Origin of the sequence: Streptomyces nanhaiensis (assembly GCF_046614825.1) — a bacterium.
Lineage (GTDB): Bacteria > Actinomycetota > Actinomycetes > Streptomycetales > Streptomycetaceae > Streptomyces > Streptomyces radiopugnans.
This window is the reverse complement of sequence record NZ_JBKJFM010000005.1, coordinates 1-19543: the sequence shown is the minus strand read 5'-3', so window position 1 is coordinate 19543 and position 19543 is coordinate 1. Positions and strand designations below refer to the sequence as shown.

Here is a 19543-nt window from a genome sequence, read left to right as displayed (position 1 = left end):
GGCCAAACGCCGGTCGAAAGCCGGTCGAAAGCAGCCTACGATCGTCACCCGAAAGGCCTGTCAGGCTGCCCGCCCGCAGCGTAACTTGAGAGCACCCAGTCCGCGAACCCACACCATCCACACGTATTCAGCACGTATCCGAGGGGTCCTGTTGACCGACCACCCTAGCCTTCAGCCCTACGCCGACGCCTGGGCCCACTCCATCGAGGCGATATCCGAGCTGGTCTCCCCGCTGGTCGAGGGCGAGTGGAACCGCGCGACCGAGTGCCCCGGATGGTCGGTCCGCGACATCGTCTCCCACGTCATCGGGTCGGAGTGCGAGATGCTGGGCGACCCCCGTCCCATCCACTCCCTGCCGCGGGACCTGTTCCATGTGAAGGACGAGGTCAGCCGCCGCGTCGAGGTCCAGGTGGACGTGCGGCGCTGCCACACCGCGCCGGAGATGACCAGCGAGCTGGAGTACACGATCATCCGCAGGTCGCGCCAGTTGCGGAACGAGAAGCGCGACCCGTCGACGATGGTGATGACCCCGCTCGGCCGGGAGATGACGCTGGAACGGGCGCTGCGGCTGCGGGCGTTCGACGTGTGGGTGCACGAGCAGGATCTGCGCCGCGCGCTGGGCAGGCCGGGCAACCTGGACTCCCCCGGCGCGCACGTCGCGCGGGACGTGCTGCTGGAGGGGCTGCCCAAGGTGGTCGCCAAGGACGCCGGGGCGCCTCCGAACTCGGCGGTCGTCCTAGATGTGAGCGGGCCGCTGGAGTTCATGCGGACCGTGCGCGTGGACGCCGAGGGCCGGGGCACGGTGGACGGCAGCGTCTCGCTGGGGCCGGCGGTCACGCTGGCGACGGACTGGGAGACGTACCTGCGGCTGGCCTGCGGGCGGGTGCGGCCCGCGGCGGTGCGCGGGAACCTCAAGATCGAGGGCGACCAGGCCCTCGCGGACGCGATCCTCGCGCACTTCGCCGTCACGCCCTGAGCGTCCGGGGCGCGGGCCCGGAGTCCCGCGCCCCGCGGTCCCGGACCGGCACGCCCCCACACCGGCGCGCACTCACACCGGCACGTGCACCGCCTCGACGCGGCTGGCCACCACCCGCTCGCGCTCGCGGCGGTGCGCCCGGCCCCGCAGCCGGAGGATCTGGGCGGTGCCCAGCGCCTGGAGGACGAAGAGGGAGGCGAACGCGATCCGGTAGTCGTCGCCGGTCGCGTCCAGCAGGACGCCCACCGCCAGCAGGGCGGTCATGGAGGCCGTGAAGCCGCCGATGTTGACGATGCCCGAGGCCGTGCCCTGCCGCTCGGGCGGATTGGCGGGGCGGGCGAAGTCGAAGCCGATCATCGAGCCCGGACCGCAGGAGCCGAGCACCACGCACATCAGGACCAGCGCCCACAGCGGGGCCCGCCCGGGCCAGCACAGCACCATCGCCCAGACGGCGGCCGTGGCCAGCACCGTGCCGAGCGCGATCGGCGCCCGTGCGCTGTGGTGCCGGGCGATGACCTGGCCGTAGACCAGGCCGATGGCCATGTTGGAGAGCACCACCACGGTCAGCAGGGTGCCGGCCTCGGCGCGGGTGCGGCCCTGCGCCTCGACGAGGAACGGCATCCCCCACAGCAGCAGGAAGACCATGCCGGGGAACTGGGTGGTGAAGTGCACCCACATGCCCAGCCGGGTGCCCGGCTCGCGCCACGCCTCGGCGAGCTGGCGGCGTACGTAGCCGCGCTCGCGCACCGGTTCCGGCCCGGGCGCGGCGGCAGCGGGTACGGGGGCAGCGGATACGGGGGCGGGTACGGATGCGGGGGCAGGGGCCTCGGGCCGGTCCTTGAGGAAGACCAGGACGAGCACCAGGACCAGCACGCCCAGCGCGGCGCTGCCCGCGAAGGTCGGCGTCCAGCCGAAGGCGGCCAGCAGGCGTGCCAGGACCAGTGTGGTCAGCAGGTTGCCCGCCATCCCGAACAACGCCGCGACCTGGGCGATCAGCGGACCGCGGCGGGGCGGGAACCAGTTGGAGCCCAGCCGCAGCACACTGATGAACGTCATGGCGTCGCCGCAGCCCAGCAGCGCGCGGGCGGCCAGCGCCATGACGTAGGAACCGGAGAGCGCGAAGGCGAACTGGCCGGTGGTGAACAGCACTATGCCCAGGGTCAGGACCTTCTTGGTGCCCCAGCGGTCCACCAGCAGGCCGACGGGTATCTGCATCCCGGCGTAGACCAGGAGCTGGAGGATGGAGAAGGTCGACAGGGCCGAGGCGTTGACCTGGAAGCGGTCGGCGGCGTCGATGCCCGCGACGCCCAGGCTGGTGCGGTAGGTGATGGCGGTGAAGTAGACGGCGACGCCCAGTCCCCACACGAAGGCGGCCCGCGGGCCGCCGAGCCGCGTTCCGGAAGCCGGGGTTCCGGGCAGGTTCCCGCCGCTCACCGGACCTCACCGCGCAGCAGGTGCCGCACGGAGCCGACGTGGCCGCGCACCGCCTCGGCGGCGGCCTCCGCGTCCCCCGTGGACAGCGCGCGCAGGATCTCGGTGTGCTCGGTGATGTTCTTGGCGATCCGGTCGGGGTGGGAGTGCATCACGGCGACGCCCATGCGGAGCTGGCGGTCGCGGAGCTGGTCGTACAGGCGCTCCAGGATCTGGTTGCCGGCCGCCCTGACCACGGTGGCGTGGAAGCAGCGGTCGGTGGCGGCCACCGCCGCCAGGTCGCCGGTCTCGGCCTGGCGCCGCTGCTGCTCCAGGAGGTCGCCGAGCCGGTCCAGCAGGTCGCGCGGCGCGGGCGTGACCTTGCGCACGGCGTGCTCCTCGACCAGCAGCCTGGTCTCGACGACGTCGCCGATCTCCTGGACGGAGACGGGCAGGACGAGCGCGCCCTTCTTGGGGTAGAGCCTGATCAGGCCCTCGGCCTCCAGGCGCAGCAGCGCCTCCCGCACGGGGGTGCGGGAGACCCCGACCGCCCCGGCCAGCTCGCCCTCGGTGAGCAGGGCGCCGCCCTCGTAGCGGCGCTCCAGTACGGCCTGCTTGACGTGGGCGTAGACGCGTTCGGCGGCGGGGGGCGTCGGGGGAGCGGAGGACCGGGAGGGCATGGACACACCATAGATACAACAGGTATGCGTGCCCATCCCCGTCCGCCATGCGGGACGGGGCGGAAGGGAACGGGGCGCAGGCGGCCGGGACGGGAACGGACGGCGCCGGACAGGGCCGGACAGGGCCGGACGCACGGCGGGCGGGCCCCGCCGCACGGTGCGTGCGGCGGGGCCCGCCGTGGTACGCCGGGCCCCTCGGGTCCGTCGGGCCCGGGTGGTCAGGCGCAGGCGATCAGGCGCAGGCGATCAGGCCCAGGTGATCAGGCGCTTGGGGTGCTCCAGGACGGCCGCGGTGTCGGCCAGCACCCTGGAGCCCAGCTCACCGTCGACCAGGCGGTGGTCGAAGGAGAGCCCCAGGGTGGTGACCTGGCGCGGCTTGACCTTGCCCTTGTGGACCCACGGCTGGAGCTTGACGGCTCCGAAGGCCAGGATCGCCGACTCCCCGGGGTTGAGGATCGGGGTGCCGGTGTCGACGCCGAAGACGCCGACGTTGGTGATCGTGGCCGTACCGCCCTGCATGTCCGCCGGAGGGGTCTTCCCCTCCTTGGCGGTGGCCACCAGCTCGCCCAGCGCCCGCGCCAGCTCCGGCAGGGTCTTGGCGTGCGCGTCCTTGATGTTCGGCACGATCAGACCGCGCGGGGTGGCCGCGGCGATGCCCAGGTTCACGTAGTCCTTGTGGACGATCTCCTGGCTGGCCTCGTCCCAGGCTGCGTTGATCTCCGGGTTGCGGCGGATGGCGACCAGGAAGGCCCTGGCCACCAGCAGCAGCGGGTTGACCCGCAGGCCGGCCATGTCCGGGTCCTGCTTGAGCTCCTGCACCAGCTTCATCGTGCGGGTCACGTCGACGGTGATGAACTCCGTGACGTGCGGCGCGGTGAAGGCGCTGGAGGACACCGCCTGGGCGGTCGCCCTGCGCACACCCTTGATCGGCACCCGGCGCTCGCGCTCGCCGGTGCTCCACACCGGCGGGGCCGCCACCTCGGTCCGGGCCGGGGCCGCCTGGGGGGCGGCGGACGCGGCGGGCGCGGCGGCGGCCTCCTTCGAGGGCGCGGGGGCCGCGGCGGCGTGGACGTCCTCGCGGGTGATGGTCCCGTTCGGGCCGGTCGGCACGATCGCGGCCAGGTCCACGCCCAGGTCCTTGGCGAGCTTGCGCACCGGCGGCTTGGCCAGCGGGCGCTGCGGGGAGCGCTCGACCTCCGGGACGGCGGGCGCCGCCGCCGGGGGCGTGGTGGTGGCGTCCATCTCGGCCTGGACGGCGGCCTGCGCGTCCCGCACGTGGTTCTGCTGCTTGCGCGGGCGCCGCTTGGTCGAGGCGGTGCCGACGCCGTAGCCCACCAGCACCGGCTGGCGCTTGGCGCCCTCCTCCGCCTCCGGTTCGGCCGGGGCGGCCGGCTCGGCCGGGGCGGGCGCCGCCTCGGCGGGTGCGGCGGATCCGACGGGCCCGGCCGACGGGTCGGTGTCCACCGTGATGATCGGGGTGCCCACGTCCACGGTGACGCCCTCTTCGAAGCGCAGCTCGTGCACCACGCCGTTGTACGGGATGGGCAGCTCGACGGCCGCCTTGGCCGTCTCCACCTCGCACACCACCTGGCCGTCGGTCACCGTGTCACCGGGCCCGACGTACCACTTGAGGATCTCGGCCTCGGTCAGGCCCTCGCCCACGTCCGGCATCCTGAACTCTCGGATGCGCTGGGCAGCGGCCCCGGCGGCAGCCGTATCAGTCATCGTCACGACTCTCCTCAGCCCCTACTCTCAGTACGCCAGCGCGCGGTCGACGGCATCGAGCACCCGGTCCAGGTTCGGCAGGTACTCGTCCTCCAGCCTGGCCGGCGGATACGGCGCGTGGAACCCGCCCACCCGCAGCACCGGCGCCTCCAGGTGGTAGAAGCACCGCTCGGTGATCCGGGCGGCGATCTCCGAGCCCGTGCCCAGGAAGACCGGCGCCTCGTGGACGACCACCAGGCGGCGGGTCTTCTCCACCGACGCCTGGATCGCGTCGAAGTCGACCGGGGACATCGACCGCAGGTCCAGCACCTCCAGCGACCTGCCCTCCTCCTCGGCCGCCGCGGCGGCCTCCAGGCAGGTCTTCACCATCGGCCCGTAGGCCGCCAGCGTCAGGTCGGCGCCCTCGCGGGCGACGACCGCCCTGTGCAGCGGGCCGGGGATGGCCTCGGTGTCGACCTCGCCCTTGTCCCAGTAGCGGCGCTTGGGCTCGAAGAAGATCACCGGGTCGTCGCAGGCGATCGCCTGCTGCATCATCCAGTACGCGTCCGAGGCGTTGGACGGCGAGACGCACTTCAGGCCCGCCACGTGCGCGAACAGCGCCTCGGGCGACTCGCTGTGGTGCTCCACCGCGCCGATGCCGCCGCCGTAGGGGATGCGGACGACGACCGGCAGCTTGACCTTGCCCAGCGCACGGGCGTGCATCTTCGCCAGCTGGGTGACGATCTGGTCGTAGGCGGGGAAGACGAACCCGTCGAACTGGATCTCCACCACCGGCCGGTAGCCGCGCAGGGCCATGCCGATCGCGGTGCCGACGATGCCGGACTCGGCCAGCGGGGTGTCGATGACCCGGTCCTCGCCGAAGTCCTTCTGCAGGCCGTCGGTGATGCGGAAGACGCCGCCGAGCTTGCCGACGTCCTCACCCATGATCAGGACCTTGGGGTCGGTCTCCAGGGCCTTGCGCAGCGACTCGTTGAGCGCCTTGGCCATGGGCATCTTGGTGTTGGCCATCTCAGCGGCCCTCCTCGTCGGCGAAGGACGCCAGGTACTCGGCGAACTGGGCGCGCTCCTCGTCCACCAGCGCGTGCCCGTCGGCGTAGACGTTCTCGAAGATGGCCATGGTGTCCGGGTCCGGCATGGTCCGGATGGCCTCGCGCACCCGCAGCGCCAGCGCGTCGCTCTCCTGGTCGAGCCCGGCGAGCCAGTCGGCGTCGATCAGGCCCTCCTTCTCCAGGTAGGTGCGCAGCCGCAGGATCGGGTCCTTGGCCTCCCACTCCTCGCGCTCGGCGTCCTTGCGGTAGCGGGTGGGGTCGTCGGAGGTGGTGTGGGCGCCCATCCGGTAGGTGAACGCCTCGACCAGGGTGGGGCCCTCGCCGGCGCGGGCGCGCTCCAGGGCGGCCCGGGTCACGGCCAGCACCGCCAGCACGTCGTTGCCGTCCACCCGGACGCCGGGGAAGCCGAAGCCCGCGGCGCGCTGGTAGATCGGCACCCGCGACTGGCGCTCGGTGGGCTCGGAGATGGCCCACTGGTTGTTCTGGCAGAAGAACACCACCGGCGCGTTGTAGACCGCGGAGAAGGTGAACGCCTCGGCGACGTCGCCCTGGCTGGACGCGCCGTCGCCGAAGTAGGCGATCACCGCGCTGTCCGCGCCGTCCTTGGCCACGCCCATCGCGTAGCCCGTGGCGTGCAGCGCCTGCGAGCCGATGACGATGGTGTAGAGGTGGAAGTTGTTGCTGTTGGGGTCCCAGCCGCCGTTGTTGACGCCGCGGAACATGCCCAGCAGGTTGGTCGGGTCCACCCCGCGGCACCAGGCCACGCCGTGCTCCCGGTAGGTCGGGAAGACGTAGTCGTCGTCCCGCAGCGCCCGGCCCGAGCCGATCTGCGCGGCCTCCTGGCCCAGCAGCGACGCCCACAGGCCCAGCTCGCCCTGGCGCTGCAGCGCGGTGGCCTCGGCGTCGAACCGGCGGGTGAGGACCATGTCGCGGTACAGACCGCGCAACTCGTCGGGGGTCAGGTCCAGCGAGTAGTCCGGGTGCTCGACCCGCTCGCCCTCCGGCGTCAGCAGTTGTACGAGCTCGGGGCGCGCGGCCGACTGCGAGCGCTTCCTCGCCCCGCTCGTCGTGGTGCGCTTTCCGCTGCTGCGGCGCGGCTTGCTGCGCGCGGCAGTGCTCTCCACGGTCACTTGTGCTCCTCCGTCTGTCCGGCCCCCGGGGTCGCCGGGAAGCCTGGGGATTCCCCGCCGGTGGCAGGGAGAGGCTCGCCCGGATCCGTACGGCCCACGGGGTAGGTGCGGCGCGGACGGAACCGAGCGGTGACAGGTGTCCCGTTCGACGGCCCGCTGCCAGCACGTTACCCAGTACCTCCGCACATGCGCGAAGGGTCCCTGACCTGCAATTTTGCTTGGGTTTCCAAGTAAATCGCAAAAGCCTGGAACGTCACTGGTCACAGCCTCGCAAGCGCCTGGGACAAGCGCACGTTATCCCGGTACCGAAGTGACGGGAAGAGCTGTGGAGGAGTGACGCGGAGATGGTGCGTGATCGGTATGTGAGACGGACACGGAGGGTGAAGGGGCGTACGGCACCGCAGGAGCCGCGTACCGCGCATACGCCGCCTACGCGCAGAAGGCGTCGCACACCGCCTCGTACCGGCCGGTCCACCACACCACCAGCGCGGAGGCCGCCGGGAACTGCGGGTCGGTGCGGCGGTCGCGCAGCTGGTAGCGCCAGCGCAGCATCCAGAAGTCGTTGAGCCGCTCCCACCACACCCGGTGGACGGCCGCGGCCATCTCGTCCGCCCCGGCCCCGGTGGCGGCGCGGTAGGCGCGGGCGTAGGCCCGGATCTTGGCCAGGTCCAGGGCGCCGCCGGGCCGCAGGAAGAAGATGGCGGCGGCCCGCACGGCCTCCTCGGCGCGCGGCTGCACGGCGAGCCGGTCCCAGTCCACGATCGCGGCGGGCTCCCAGGGGGCCCGGTCCCGGTAGAGCAGGTTGAGGGGGTGGAAGTCGCCGTGCACCCACCCGGCGACCGGCTCGGCCCCGGCGGGCGGACGGCGGTGGGCGTGGCGCTCCAGCAGGGCGCGGCGCTCGCGCAGCCGGTGGTCGGCCAGCTCGTCGAAGCAGTCGCGCCGGGCCCGGGTGCGCACCCGGGCCAGCAGCTCGTCGATGAGGCCGAAGGTCACCTCCGGATCGGCGCTGGGCCCGGCGGCGCACTCGGCCGCGGGCACGGGCGCGACCTGGCCCAGCCTCACGTGCACCAGGCCCAGCAGCGCGCCCAGCCGGCGCGACTGCCCGCACGACAGCTCCCCGCCGCCGCGGTGATGGCCGTCCACCCACGGGTGGAGGGCGTAGCAGCGCTCCTCCACCACGGCGACGGTCCGTCCGTAGGCGTCCTCGACGGGCGGTACGACCGGGACCCCGAGGTCGCCGAGACGGACGGTGACGCGGTGCTGGTGCTCGATGCGGGCCGGGTCGCGCGGATCCCCGTCGAGGTGGTGCTTGAGGAAGAACCGGCCCCGCGTGGTGGACAGCCGGTAGCCGCGGTTCAGCAGCCCCTGGGCCACCGGCTCGCAGGAGATCGGCTCCCCGGCGCCGAAGCGCCGCACCAGCGTGGCGAGGGTGGCGCGGGGGAGGTGGGGAGACTGCACGCCGGGAATCGTAGGTCACCGAGAGCGACCGCCCGGACGCGTTGTGCACCGGGGGCGCGGAGGTGGTATGGAGGCGGCACCGGCGGCCGGCACCGCCCGGGACCGCCGCCCGGAGCGGGGTCAGCCGCCGGCGCCGCCGCCGGTCCCGCCCGGCGCTCCCCCCGCCGTGGCCGCTCCGTCGCCGGTGCCGCCCGGGGTGCCTCCGGCACCGCCGTCGGTGGTGCCGGAGCCGGTGGTGGCGCCGGTGTCCGTGCCGCCGTCGACCGTGCCGCCGTCGGTGCCGCCCTCGGTGGCACCGCCGTCGGTGGCGCCACCGGTGTCGGTACCGCCGGTGTCCGTGCCTCCGTCGGTCGTACCGCCGTCGGTGCCGCCCTCGTCGGTGCCGCCGTCGGGCTCGCTGGGCTCGCCGCTGGGCGAGGGCTCGGGGCTGGGCTCCCCGCTGCCGGGCCAGTCGGTGCCCCCGCCGCCGTTCTGCCAGCCGCCGGTGCCGCCGGGCTCGGTGTTGCCGTCCTGGCCGGGCTCCTGCGTCTCCTCCTCCTCGTCGGGCGAGGGCTCCGCCGAGCTCTCCTCCTGGGAGGGCACGGAGGTGGGCTTCTGCGGCCCCTTCTGCTCGTTGCCGTCCCCGCTGCCGTTGACGGCCAGGAAGATGCCCGCGGCGATGGCGAGGACGGAGAAGAAGGCGATCAGCCCGTACTTCAGGCCGCTGCCGCCCCGGCGCCCGTCGCCGTAGCCGCCCGTGTCGTAGCCGCCGCCGTCGTACGAGCCGCCGCCGGGGGCGCCCATGAGCAGGGGCGGGCCGACCCGGGTCGCGGCGTCGTCGGGGTAGCCGCCCGCGGCGGTGGCGGAGGGGGTGTCGCCGCCCTGGTAGGCGCCCGGGGTGCCCATGGCGGGCGTGGCGCCGGTGGAGACCACCGCGCCGGTGTTCCACAGGCCGCCGGTGTGGCCGCCCTGCTCCTGGAGCATGCGCAGCGCGTACTGCACCAGGCCGCGCATCTCCTCGGCGGTCTGGAAGCGGTCGTCCGGGTCCTTGGCCAGCGCCCTCATCACCAGGCCGTCCAGCTCCGGCGGCACCGAGTCGTTCACGCGCGAGGGCTGCACCGGCTCGTCCTGGACGTGCTGGTAGACCACCGACAGCGGGGTCTCCCCGGTGAACGGCGGACGCAGCGCCAGCAGCTCGTAGAGCATGCAGCCCGTGGCGTACAGGTCGGAGCGGGCGTCCACCGTCTTGCCGAGCGCCTGCTCGGGGGAGAGGTACTGCGGGGTGCCCATGACCATGCCCGTCTGGGTCATGGTGGTGGACGCGCCGTGCAGGGCGCGGGCGATGCCGAAGTCCATCACCTTCACGGCGCCGTTGTTGGTGATGATGACGTTGGCGGGCTTGATGTCGCGGTGCACGATGCCGTGCTGGTGGCTGTAGGCGAGCGCCTCCAGCACCCCGGAGATGATGATCAGCGCCTGCTCGGGCGGCGGCGCGTCGGCGTTGAGGAGGAGGTCGCGGATGGTACGGCCCTCGACCAGCTCCATGACGATGTACGGCACGGTGTTGCCGCCGACCACGTCCTCGCCGGAGTCGTAGACGGCCACCACCGCGTGGTGGTTGAGGCCGGCGACGGACTGCGCCTCGCGCGTGAAGCGGGCCTTGGAGATCGGGTCCTCGGCGAGGTCCGCGCGCAGCAGCTTGACGGCGACGGTGCGGCCCAGGCGCACGTCCTCGGCCGCGAACACCTCCGCCATGCCGCCGCGGCCGAGCCGGCGCGTGAGGCGGTAGCGCCCGTCGCCCACCACACCGCCGCTGCCCCACGACTCGGGCGAATCGGACACCCCACCAGCAGTCTCGTCGGGCTCCGAAGGCCCTCCGGCGGCTTGTGTCTGTGCCATCAGTCCTCGCCGTAGATCAGGTCCGCGAGCCGCGGATCCGTACGCTCTGCTCCTTGTGCACGCTAACAGGGTCCGGGAGCCGTGCCCCTCGGCGAAGGCGAAGAGAGCGGCGCGGGACGTGGTACCGAGAGCGCTGGGGGCAGCAACGGACCATCCAACCCGCTCGGGCGTCCAACTGGCAAGTTACGATGTCGGGCGGCTCCCGCGAGCGCGTGTGAGGCGTATGCGCGCATCGGGTCACGGAACGGGCAACCGCCTTGACGTGTCCGGCCGCTGGGGCAGACTTGGCCCGGAAGTCCACGGGCGGGGTCCACGGGTGGACCGGTGTCCCGCCCGGCGTTCGAAGGCCGGCCGGCGGCACCGGGGGCACCGGCAGAGCAACCGTACACGCGCAGGCCCGAGACGGCAGTCCTGCGGCGCCGAGGGGGAAGCAGTCAGATGAGCGACGACGGCGCGCAGGCCGCGTACCGGGGCCGTACGGTCGGCGGCGGGCGTTACCAGCTGCGCGATCTGCTGGGCCAGGGCGGCATGGCCTCGGTGCACCTGGCCTACGACACGGTGCTCGACCGCCAGGTGGCGGTCAAGACCCTCCACACCGAGCTGGGCCGCGAGCAGTCCTTCCGGGAGCGCTTCCGCCGCGAGGCGCAGGCGGTCGCCAAGCTGACGCACACCAACATCGTCTCGGTCTTCGACTCCGGCGAGGACGAGATAGACGGCGCGCTGGTGCCCTACATCGTCATGGAGTACGTCGAGGGCAACCCGCTGCGCACCGTCCTCGACGAGGACGTGGCCCGGCTCGGGGCGATGCCGAGCGACAAGGCGCTGACCATCGTCTCCGAGGTGCTCGCCGCGCTGGAGACCAGCCACGAGATGGGCCTGGTGCACCGGGACATCAAGCCGGGCAACGTCATGCTGAACAGGCGCGGCACGGTCAAGGTGATGGACTTCGGCATCGCCCGCGCCATGCAGTCCGGCGTCACCTCGATGACGCAGACGGGCATGGTCGTCGGCACCCCGCAGTACCTCTCCCCCGAGCAGGCGCTGGGGCGCGGCGTGGACGCCCGCTCCGACCTGTACTCGGTGGGCATCATGCTCTTCGAGCTGCTCACCGGGCGCCTCCCCTTCGACGCGGACTCGCCGCTGGCCATCGCGTACGCGCACGTCCAGGAGGAGCCGCCCGTACCGTCGTCGATCAACCGGTCGCTGCCCCCGGCCGTGGACGCGCTGGTCGCGCGGGCTCTGAAGAAGAACCCCAACGAGCGGTTCCCGACCGCCGAGTCGATGCGCCAGGAGTGCGAGCGCGTCCGCAACTCGGTGGTCGCCTCGAACACCACCCCGCTGATCGCAGGCGGCGTCCCCGGCCCCAACAGCGGCGCGGCCGTCTCCCAGTCGGTCTTCCCGCCGGTGGACGCCCAGGGCACCCCGCCGCCGCCGGGCATGCAGCAGCCGTACCAGCCGCACTACGCGCCGACGGCCGGCTTCGGGGCCGCGGGGGCGGTCCAGCAGGGGTACTCCACACCGGCGCCGGGCCCCTACGGCCACCAGGGCGGCGCGCCGACCCCGCCGCCGTACACCATCTCGCCCTCGCCCCAGTCCTCCGGCGGCGGGAGGAACACCGGGGTGCTCGTCGGATCGGCGATCGCGGCGATCATCGTCGTCGCCGCCGTGATCATCGCGGTGTCGCTCAACGGCGGCGGTGAGGAGAGCCCGCGGGCGGGCGAGTCCCCGGGGCCCGTCCAGACCGCGGAGCAGCCCGCGGGCACCGGCGGGGGCGACTCCGGCGGCGGCACGGGCGGCCAGGAGACCGACGGCGCCGACACCGGCACGGAAACCGACGACAGCGGCGGTGACGACGGCGGTGAGGACGACGGCGGCGGCTTCAAGGACGAGGACACCTCCAAGACCATCGACCCGGCCAAGTGCACGGACGCGTCGGAGAGCATCTTCGACAAGGGCAAGACGAACATGCCCGACCTGACGTTCAAGCACCTGGACTCGGTGAAGGAGTGCGTCCGCGAGGCGGGCTGGATCCTGGAGGACGTCGAGTACGAGGACGAGAACCTGTACGGGAAGAACACCGTCCTCAAGCAGTCCCCGAGGGCCTACGAGGGCTTCGACCCCAAGAAGGACAAGATCACGCTGACCGTCTCCACCGGCCACCCGGCGGACTGACCGCGGCGGACACGCGCGAGGGGCCCGGCACGCGAATCGCTCGCGTGCCGGGCCCCTCGCGATCGGGGGGCCGGGGCCGCTCCTCAGCGGCAGGGACCGCTCAGAGGTAGGGGCCGCCGGAGCGGATCTGGCCGCCGCGCCCGTCGCCCTCCTCGTCGGGCAGCACGCCCGCCGGAAGCGCGCGGCGCATCTGCTCGAGCTGGGCGCGGGCCGCCATCTGCTGGGCGAACAGCGCCGTCTGGATGCCGTGGAACAGCCCTTCCAGCCAGCCCACCAGCTGGGCCTGGGCGATCCGCAGCTCGGCGTCGGTGGGCACCGCGTCGTCGGTGAACGGCAGCGAGATCCGCTCCAGCTCCTCGATCAGCTCGGGTGCCAGGCCGTCCTCCAGCTCCTTGACCGAGCTGGCGTGGATCTCCTTGAGCCGGGCACGGCTGGCCTCGTCCAGGGGGGCCGACTTGACCTCCTCCAGGAGCTGCTTGATCATGCTGCCGATCCGCATGACCTTCGCGGGCTGCTCGACCATCTCCGTCACGGGGATCTCGCGCGGCTCGTCGTCGGAGCCGCCGTCCCCACCCCTGGGAGCGGCGGTGCTGCCGAGGGCCATTCCGTCCGGCCCGACGACCAGGACGTGCTGGCTCTCCTGCGAGCGTTCGTTCATCGGCTGAGTCATACCCCCATTCTGCAATGCCCGTCCGGACGGCCGGAGGGCGATCCCCCGGGGCGCCACAACAGTGAGCACCTCCGTGAGCACCGCTCGTACCGGCGCCGGTCCCGGCTCCGGTCCCGGCTCCGGTCTCAGCGCCGCAGCCGCAGGGCGAGCGAGGCCAGGCCCAGGCCCAGGAAGGTCAGCCCGGCGCCGAGCGGCAGCACCGGGAGCAGCTGGCCGCCGGTGGCGGGCGTCGCACGGCTCTGGGCGTGCTCCTCGCCGCTCCGGCCGTCGTCGTACACGTAGTCGTCGTAGTGGTCGCCCGCGCCGGTCCGCCGGTCGCTGACCTGCTCGGTCCGGCCCTGCGGGGTCTGCCGCGGCGTGCCCGGCGGCTCGGCGGAGCCGGCGTCGCCGGGGCCGCGGCCCCCGTCGCCGTCCCCGCCGGGGGCCGTACCGGACGGTTCGCCGGAGGGCTCACCGGAGGTGGGCTCCGGCGTGGGTGTGGGCGTGGGCGTCGGGTCCGGACCGGGGGAGGAGCCGCCCGGCGGCCACGGCGGCAGGGTGAGCCGCGGGGGGCGCTCGGTCTTCTCCGGGTCGTCCGGCTCTCCCGGTTCGTCCGGGTCCTCGCTCTCCTCCGGGTCGTCGGGGGAGGCGGTGGGGGAGGACGAGGGCTTGCCCCGGTCCTCCGGTCCGGGCTCCACCCCGTCCTTCGCACCGCCGGGAACGGCCGTCACGACCGCGGACTGCTGGGAGGCCAGGGCGACGGGTGCCGGGACGAGCACCATCACGCAGGCCAGCAGGGTGATCGCGGCTTCCCTCACCGCTACGCCCCCTCCCGTACCAGGCATCGAATGGTGTAACAAGCGTCACACGAGCGCGCGGGCCCGGCATCTCAGACGGTCAGGACGACCTTGCCCACGTGATCGCTCTCCTCGAGTACCCGGTGAGCCCGGGAGGCATTACTCATCGGCACCGTGCGGTCCACGACGGGGCTCACCCGCCCGGCGGCGATCAGCGGCCAGACGTGCTCGCGCACCGCCGCGACGATCTCCGCCTTCTCCTCCGCGGGACGGCCGCGCAGCGAGGTGGCCGAGACCGTACCGCACTTGGCGAGCAGCGCGCCCAGGTTCAGCTCCCCCCTCACGCCGCCCTGGAGGCCGATGACGACGATCCGGCCGCCACGGGCGAGCGCCTTCACGTTCCGCTCCAGGTACTTGGCGCCGATGATGTCGAGGATCACGTCCGCACCGCGTCCGCCGGTGGCCGCCCGGACCTCCTCGGCGAAGTCCTGCTCGCGGTAGTCGATCAGGACGTCCGCGCCCAGCTCCGCACAGCGCTCCAGCTTCCTCCGGCTGCCCGCGGTGACCGCCACCCGCGCGCCGACGGCCTTGGCGAGCTGGATCGCCATGGTGCCGATGCCGCTGGCCCCTCCGTGGACCAGCAGGGTCTCGCCGGGGCGCAGCCCGGCGTGCATGAAGACGTTCGACCAGACCGTGCACACCACCTCGGGGAGGGCGGCGGCGGTGACCGGGTCGAGCGGGCCGTCGGGGGTGTCGGGCAGCGGCAGGAGCTGGCCGTGCGGCACGGCGACCTTCTCCGCGTACCCGCCGCCGGCGAGCAGCGCGCACACCTCGTCGCCGGCCTTCCAGCCGCCCACGCCCGGCCCCAGCTCGGCGATCCGGCCCGCGCACTCCAGCCCGGGATAGGGCGAGGCGCCCGGGGGCGGGTCGTAGAGGCCCTGCCGCTGGAGGAGGTCGGCGCGGTTGACGGCGCCGGCCGCCACCTCGACCAGCACCTCCCCCTCGCCGGGCACGGGGTCGTCCACCTCCGTCCAGACGAGGACGTCGGGACCGCCGGGTTCGGTGATGGTGATCGCGTGCATGGGGTGAAGCTACCTCCGCGGGTTCTCCGAGGGCATGACGGTGGTGGAGGGGGTGGCACGGCGGATGACGACGAGGCGGTCGGTGAGCTGCAGCACGGCCGCGTCCGGGTCGTCGTAGCCCAGCACCCGGTGGCCGCGCACCACGGAGACCACGAGGTCCTTGCACTCGCGCGGGGAGCGGCCGGCCTCGGCCTTGGTGACCGGGCGCTCGGTGAGGTTCAGCCCCGTGCCCTGGTGGATCAGGTCCTCCATGACCGCGCCCGCGCTGGGGCTGAGCATGGACATTCCGAGCAGACGTCCGGCGGCACTGGCGCTGGTGATCACGGAGTCGGCGCCGGACTGCCGCAGCAGCGGCGCGTTCTCCTCCTCGCGGACCGCCGCGACGATGCGCAGGTTGCGGTTGAGCTGGCGGGCGGTGAGCGTCACCAGCACCGCGGTGTCGTCGCGCTGGGTGGAGATGACCACCTGGGCCGCCCGCTGCACCTCCGCCTTCAGCAGGACGTCGCTGCGGGTCGCGTCGCCGACGACGCCGGTGTAGCCATCGGCGTTCGCCGCCTCGACGACCTTGCGGCTCGGGTCGATTATCACGATCCGCTCCCGGGGGACCCCGGTCGAGATGAGCGTCTCGGCCGCGGAGCGGCCCTTCGTGCCGAAGCCGATGATGACGGTGTGGTCTCGCAAGGAGGACCTCCAGCGGGCCAGGCGGAACTGCTGGCGGGTCCGTTCGGCCAGCACCTCCAGGGTGGTGCCGATCAGGATGATCAGGAACAGGACGCGCAGCGGGGTGATGACCAGGACGTTGACCAGCCGGGCGCTGTCGCTGACCGGGGCGATGTCGCCGTAGCCGGTCGTGGAGAGGCTGACGGTGGTGTAGTAGAAGCAGTCCAGCAGCGAGACCTCGCCGTCGGCGTTGTCGCTGTAGCCGTCGCGCTCCAGGTAGACCAGCATGGCCGTCACGACCAGGACGACCAGCGCGGCCAGCAGCCGCCGCAGCACCTGCCGCAGCGGCCCGGCCGCGGGCTCGGGGAGCTGCACGAAGTGCTGCAGTTCTTCGGGCGAGGTGTGGTTCATTCCGTCACGCCCACGGGAGTCTCAGGAGGTGTACGCCGGCGCCGGTGGCGGCGCCGCCGGGTGGCACGACCGCCAGGGCGGTGGCCGCCGCGATGCCGCGGAGCATCGCGGGGCCGCTGAACCGCAGCGGCCGTACGCCACCGCCATCCTGCACGACCGGGACCAGCCGTGTGTCACGGGGGTGGCCCTGGACCTCGCCGAGGAGGGCGGCGGTGGGCAGGGTGTCCCGCCCGGCGGGCGATCCGGCGGGCGGCCGCGCGGACGGTTCCGCGGCGGTGGCGGCCCGCAGCAGCGGTTCTGCGAGGGTGAGCAGCCCGGACACGGCCGCCAGCGGATTGCCGGGCAGCCCGACCAGATGCGCCCCCGAGGGCAGCCGCGCCAGCAGCATCGGGTGGCCGGGGCGTACGCGTACCCCGTCGACCAGCAGCTCCGCTCCCAGCCCGCGCAGGGCCGGATGGACGTGGTCGACCGGGCCGGAGGCCGTGCCGCCGGTGGTGACGACGAGGTCGGCGGTGGTCTCCCCCAGCGCGGCGTACAGCGCCCCGGCGTCGTCGCCGAGACGGCGGGTGGCGGTGACCTCGGCGCCCAGAGCCGTCAGCCAGGGGCCGACCATCGGGCCGAGCGCGTCGCGGACCCGGCCGCCGGACGGGAGGCCGGAGGCCAGCAGTTCGTCGCCCAGCACCAGGACCTCGGCGCGGGGGCGGCGTACGACCGGAAGCTCGTCCCAGCCCGCGGCGGCGGCCAGCCCCAGCACGGCAGGGGTGACGGGCGTACCTCCGGGCAGCAGGTGGTCGCCCGCGCGGCACTCCTGGCCGCGCGGGCGGATGTCCGCGCCGTGCTGGGGTGCCGCGTTCGCCCGCAGCCGCCGGTCGCGGACCTCTCCGTACTCGGAGCGCAGTACGGCGGTGGTGCCGGGCGGGATGCGGGCACCGGTGGCGATGCGGACGGCGCGGCCGTCCGGGAGCGGGGCCGGGCGGTCGTCGCCGGCCAGGATGCCGTGCCGGGTGCCGGGTGCCGTGCCATCGGTGCCGTCCGCCGTGCCGGGGGCTGTGTCGCCGGCGTCCCGGGTGCCGTCCTCGGGGTCGAGCGGCTCCCACGGGCCGGGTCCGGAGACGGCCCAGCCGTCCATGGCCGAGGTGTCGAACGCGGGCAGGTCGGTGAGCGCGGTCAGGGGTGCGGCGAGACGGTGGCCGAGGGCCTCCTCCAGGGGGACGGCGGCGGGCTCGGAGCGCCGCCCGGCCCCGGCACGGGCGGCGGCGGCACGGGCGGCGGGCCAGTCGCGGTGCCGCGCTCCGTCCCGTGAGCCCTGCGGGCCGTGCGGTCCCTGCGGGCCGCTCTCCCGGGAGTCCGGGGAGGGTTCGTGCCCCCCGGACCGGCCGCCACCGTGCGCGGTGCCGCGTGCGCCGCCGCGTGTGCCATCGCGGCCGTCGGCCAGGGCGAGGGCATCGGCCAGCTCGTCGCCGCTCATCCGGCGTCCGTTCCCTCTCCGCCGCGGGCCTCTCCGGCCTCTCCGCTCCCGCCGGTCTTTCCGGTCTCCGCGGTCTCCGCGGTCTCCGCGGCCCAGCGGCGGGCCAGTTCGGCGGCCTTGCGCGCGGTCTCGGCCACGTCCTCGGGGCTGCCGCCCGCACGCGCCGCCGCGTATCCGACGAGGAAGGTCGTCAGCGGGGCGGCGGGCCGGGCCACACCGTGCGCGGCGTCCCGCGCGAGATCGAGGAGGGCTGCGGTGTCGACGTCGAGGTCGATGCCGAGTTCGGCCTTGACTGCGGTCATCCATTCGTTCAGCACGCGTCCATGCTCCCTGATGTGCGAGCGGGCCGAGGCGAGTTCCTCCCAGGTGTCGCAGTCGCGGGCCTCCTCGGGACCGGCGGGGGCGATGCGGCGCAGTACGAGCTCGTCGGTGAGCAGCCGCAGGGGCAGGTTCGCCGGCTGCCCGTGCTCGGCGGCGAGCAGGGCCAGCTCGCGGCGGAGGGACTCGGTGCGGTAGGCACCCAGGAGGGGCTGGGCCCGCCCGTCGTCCACGATCGCCCCGTCGGGGCCGCCGGGGCCGTCGGGGCCGTGGGAGCCGCCGGGGCCGGTGTCCGTGCCGTACGCGCCGTGCAAGCCGTCCAGCAGCGCCCGCACGGTGGCGGGCGTCAGGAACGGCAGGTCGGCGGAGAGCAACAGCACCGTCCCGCTCCCGACGCGGCGCAGTCCGGCGTCGAGGGCCGCCAGCGGCCCGCCGCCGGGCGGCTCCTCGCGCGTCCAGTCCACCGGCCGGGCCGTCGGCCTGCGCGGGCCGACGACCACCGTCCGCGCCGCGTCCGCGCAGGCGTGCAGCACCCGGTCGAGCAGCGTCCGGCCCCCGACGGTGAGGGCGGGCTTGTCCGTCCCGCCGAGCCGGCGGGCGGCACCGCCGGCGATGACGACGGCGTCGTACACATGGGTCATGCCCCGAGTGTGACCCCCTCCGCCCCGGCCCGGGTGAAGGGGGCCTCCGGCCGGGGACCGCGGCCGGCCCGAACCGCCCCTTCCGGGGCGGGGGGGACGCAGCGGGCCGGCCCCCGCTCCACCGGGCGGAGGCCGGAGGCCGCTACAGGCTGCGCAGCAGTACCGCCGGGTGCTCGACGCAGTCCGCCACGTACCGCAGGAAGCCGCCCGCCGTTCCGCCGTCGCACACCCGGTGGTCGAAGGTGAAGGACAGCTGTACGACCTGGCGCACCGCCAGCTCGCCCTCGTGCACCCACGGCTTGGGGGTGATGCGGCCGACTCCGAGCATCGCCGCCTCGGGGTGGTTGATGATCGGGGTGGAGCCGTCCACCCCGAACACGCCGTAGTTGTTGAGGGTGAAGGTGCCGCCGGTCAGCTCGGCGGGCTTCAGCCTCCCCTCGCGTGCGGACTCGGTCAGCCGGGCGATCTCCTCGGTCAGTTCGGCCGCGTTGCGGGTGTGGGCGTCGCGTACGACGGGGACCACGAGCCCGCGGTCGGTCTGCGCGGCGAAGCCCAGGTGGACCCCGGGGAGCCGGACGATCTCGCGCGCGGCCGTGTCCACCGTCGCGTTCAGCTCGGGGAAGCGGGCGAGGGCGGCCGTACAGATCCGGGCGAGGAGCGCGAGCAGGGAGATCTTCGGTCCCGCGGCGTTCATCGCCCGCCGGGCGGCGAGCAGTTCGGTGGCGTCGGCGTCCACCCAGCAGGTGGCGTCGGGGATCTCGCGCCGGGAGGTGGAGAGCTTGTCGGCGACCGTACCGCGCAGCCCGCGCAGCGGGATCCGCTCGCCGTGCGCGGCGGCGCCGGCGGACACGGGGGCGGCGCCGGCGGACACGGGGGCGGGTACGGGGGAGGTGGCGGACGCGGGCGCGGCTCGGACCGCCGCCACCGCGCGCTCGACGTCGGCGCGCAGGATCAGTCCCCGCGGGCCGGAGCCGGCGACCCGCCGCAGATCGATCCCGTGCTCCCGCGCGAGCCGCCGCACCAGCGGTGAGATCACCGG

Annotated in this window: 16 protein-coding genes; 2 read left to right on the top strand and 14 right to left on the bottom strand. The window is 74.1% G+C overall.

Annotation, left to right across the window (positions count from 1 at the left end; all coding sequences use genetic code 11):
* Positions 1-151 precede the first annotated feature (151 nt).
* Positions 152-976 (top strand): maleylpyruvate isomerase family mycothiol-dependent enzyme, encoded by an 825-nt coding sequence (locus tag ACLIYP_RS02800; protein ID WP_410537652.1) that lies wholly within the window; start codon positions 152-154, stop codon positions 974-976.
* Between the two features lie 72 nt (positions 977-1048).
* On the opposite strand, the gene ACLIYP_RS02795 is transcribed toward ACLIYP_RS02800, so the two are convergent.
* The 7 genes from ACLIYP_RS02795 to ACLIYP_RS02765 all read right to left on the bottom strand — a co-directional run bounded on the left by ACLIYP_RS02795 (position 1049) and on the right by ACLIYP_RS02765 (position 10306).
* Entirely contained in the window at positions 1049-2410 is a 1362-nt protein-coding gene (locus ACLIYP_RS02795) for an MFS transporter (RefSeq protein ID WP_412711534.1), read from the bottom strand.
* Positions 2407-3066, bottom strand: a complete 660-nt coding sequence (locus tag ACLIYP_RS02790) for a GntR family transcriptional regulator (RefSeq protein ID WP_412711533.1) — start codon at positions 3064-3066, stop codon at positions 2407-2409. The genes ACLIYP_RS02795 and ACLIYP_RS02790 overlap by 4 nt, the downstream gene beginning before the upstream one ends.
* A gap of 246 nt (positions 3067-3312) precedes the next feature.
* On the bottom strand, positions 3313-4791 hold the full coding sequence (locus ACLIYP_RS02785) for a dihydrolipoamide acetyltransferase family protein (RefSeq protein ID WP_412711532.1): 1479 nt from the start codon (positions 4789-4791) through the stop codon (positions 3313-3315).
* A gap of 27 nt (positions 4792-4818) precedes the next feature.
* A complete protein-coding gene (locus ACLIYP_RS02780) occupies positions 4819-5799 on the bottom strand; it encodes an alpha-ketoacid dehydrogenase subunit beta (RefSeq protein ID WP_410537647.1) in 981 nt (326 codons plus the stop codon).
* A gap of 1 nt (position 5800) precedes the next feature.
* On the bottom strand, positions 5801-6970 hold the full coding sequence (pdhA, locus tag ACLIYP_RS02775; RefSeq protein WP_093657037.1) for a pyruvate dehydrogenase (acetyl-transferring) E1 component subunit alpha: 1170 nt from the start codon (positions 6968-6970) through the stop codon (positions 5801-5803).
* Between the two features lie 429 nt (positions 6971-7399).
* Positions 7400-8428 carry a phosphotransferase gene (locus tag ACLIYP_RS02770; protein WP_412711531.1) on the bottom strand — a complete coding sequence of 343 codons (1029 nt, stop codon included), beginning with the start codon at positions 8426-8428 and terminating at the stop codon, positions 7400-7402.
* A 120-nt stretch (positions 8429-8548) separates the two neighbouring features.
* Positions 8549-10306, bottom strand: a complete 1758-nt coding sequence (locus ACLIYP_RS02765; protein WP_412711530.1) for a protein kinase domain-containing protein — start codon at positions 10304-10306, stop codon at positions 8549-8551.
* Positions 10307-10744: 438 nt separating this feature from the next.
* Between ACLIYP_RS02765 and ACLIYP_RS02760 the strand changes: the two genes are divergently transcribed.
* Positions 10745-12478 carry a Stk1 family PASTA domain-containing Ser/Thr kinase gene (locus tag ACLIYP_RS02760; protein ID WP_412711529.1) on the top strand — a complete coding sequence of 578 codons (1734 nt, stop codon included), beginning with the start codon at positions 10745-10747 and terminating at the stop codon, positions 12476-12478.
* Positions 12479-12578: 100 nt separating this feature from the next.
* Here the strand turns inward: ACLIYP_RS02760 and ACLIYP_RS02755 are convergent, their stop codons facing one another.
* From ACLIYP_RS02755 to ACLIYP_RS02725, 7 genes are all read right to left on the bottom strand, one after another.
* Positions 12579-13148, bottom strand: a complete 570-nt coding sequence (locus tag ACLIYP_RS02755) for a bacterial proteasome activator family protein (RefSeq protein ID WP_412711528.1) — start codon at positions 13146-13148, stop codon at positions 12579-12581.
* A gap of 125 nt (positions 13149-13273) precedes the next feature.
* Positions 13274-13945, bottom strand: a complete 672-nt coding sequence (locus ACLIYP_RS02750) for a hypothetical protein (RefSeq protein ID WP_412711527.1) — start codon at positions 13943-13945, stop codon at positions 13274-13276.
* A gap of 71 nt (positions 13946-14016) precedes the next feature.
* Positions 14017-15006 (bottom strand): NAD(P)H-quinone oxidoreductase, encoded by a 990-nt coding sequence (locus ACLIYP_RS02745; RefSeq protein ID WP_412711526.1) that lies wholly within the window; start codon positions 15004-15006, stop codon positions 14017-14019.
* Positions 15007-15015: 9 nt separating this feature from the next.
* On the bottom strand, positions 15016-16077 hold the full coding sequence (locus tag ACLIYP_RS02740) for a potassium channel family protein (protein WP_412711525.1): 1062 nt from the start codon (positions 16075-16077) through the stop codon (positions 15016-15018).
* A gap of 4 nt (positions 16078-16081) precedes the next feature.
* Positions 16082-17545 (bottom strand): molybdopterin molybdotransferase MoeA, encoded by a 1464-nt coding sequence (locus ACLIYP_RS02735; RefSeq protein ID WP_412711524.1) that lies wholly within the window; start codon positions 17543-17545, stop codon positions 16082-16084.
* Positions 17542-18504, bottom strand: a complete 963-nt coding sequence (locus ACLIYP_RS02730) for a DUF6457 domain-containing protein (RefSeq protein ID WP_412711523.1) — start codon at positions 18502-18504, stop codon at positions 17542-17544. Before ACLIYP_RS02730 ends, ACLIYP_RS02735 begins: the two co-directional genes overlap by 4 nt.
* A gap of 142 nt (positions 18505-18646) precedes the next feature.
* Positions 18647-19543: dihydrolipoamide acetyltransferase family protein (locus tag ACLIYP_RS02725; RefSeq protein WP_412711522.1), on the bottom strand; the 897-nt coding region annotated here is incomplete at its 5' end.

What these genes read in the sequence shown, in the direction of transcription:
- ACLIYP_RS02790 (WP_412711533.1), bottom strand. Translation starts at nt 3,066, where the DNA reads ATGCCCTCCCGGTCCTCCGCTCCCCCGACGCCCCCCGCCGCCGAACGC.
- ACLIYP_RS02785 (WP_412711532.1), bottom strand. Translation starts at nt 4,791, where the DNA reads ATGACTGATACGGCTGCCGCCGGGGCCGCTGCCCAGCGCATCCGAGAG.
- ACLIYP_RS02780 (WP_410537647.1), bottom strand. Translation starts at nt 5,799, where the DNA reads ATGGCCAACACCAAGATGCCCATGGCCAAGGCGCTCAACGAGTCGCTG.
- ACLIYP_RS02765 (WP_412711530.1), bottom strand. Translation starts at nt 10,306, where the DNA reads ATGGCACAGACACAAGCCGCCGGAGGGCCTTCGGAGCCCGACGAGACT.
- ACLIYP_RS02760 (WP_412711529.1), top strand. Translation starts at nt 10,745, where the DNA reads ATGAGCGACGACGGCGCGCAGGCCGCGTACCGGGGCCGTACGGTCGGC.
- ACLIYP_RS02755 (WP_412711528.1), bottom strand. Translation starts at nt 13,148, where the DNA reads ATGACTCAGCCGATGAACGAACGCTCGCAGGAGAGCCAGCACGTCCTG.
- ACLIYP_RS02745 (WP_412711526.1), bottom strand. Translation starts at nt 15,006, where the DNA reads ATGCACGCGATCACCATCACCGAACCCGGCGGTCCCGACGTCCTCGTC.
- ACLIYP_RS02740 (WP_412711525.1), bottom strand. Translation starts at nt 16,077, where the DNA reads ATGAACCACACCTCGCCCGAAGAACTGCAGCACTTCGTGCAGCTCCCC.
- ACLIYP_RS02735 (WP_412711524.1), bottom strand. Translation starts at nt 17,545, where the DNA reads ATGAGCGGCGACGAGCTGGCCGATGCCCTCGCCCTGGCCGACGGCCGC.
- ACLIYP_RS02730 (WP_412711523.1), bottom strand. Translation starts at nt 18,504, where the DNA reads ATGACCCATGTGTACGACGCCGTCGTCATCGCCGGCGGTGCCGCCCGC.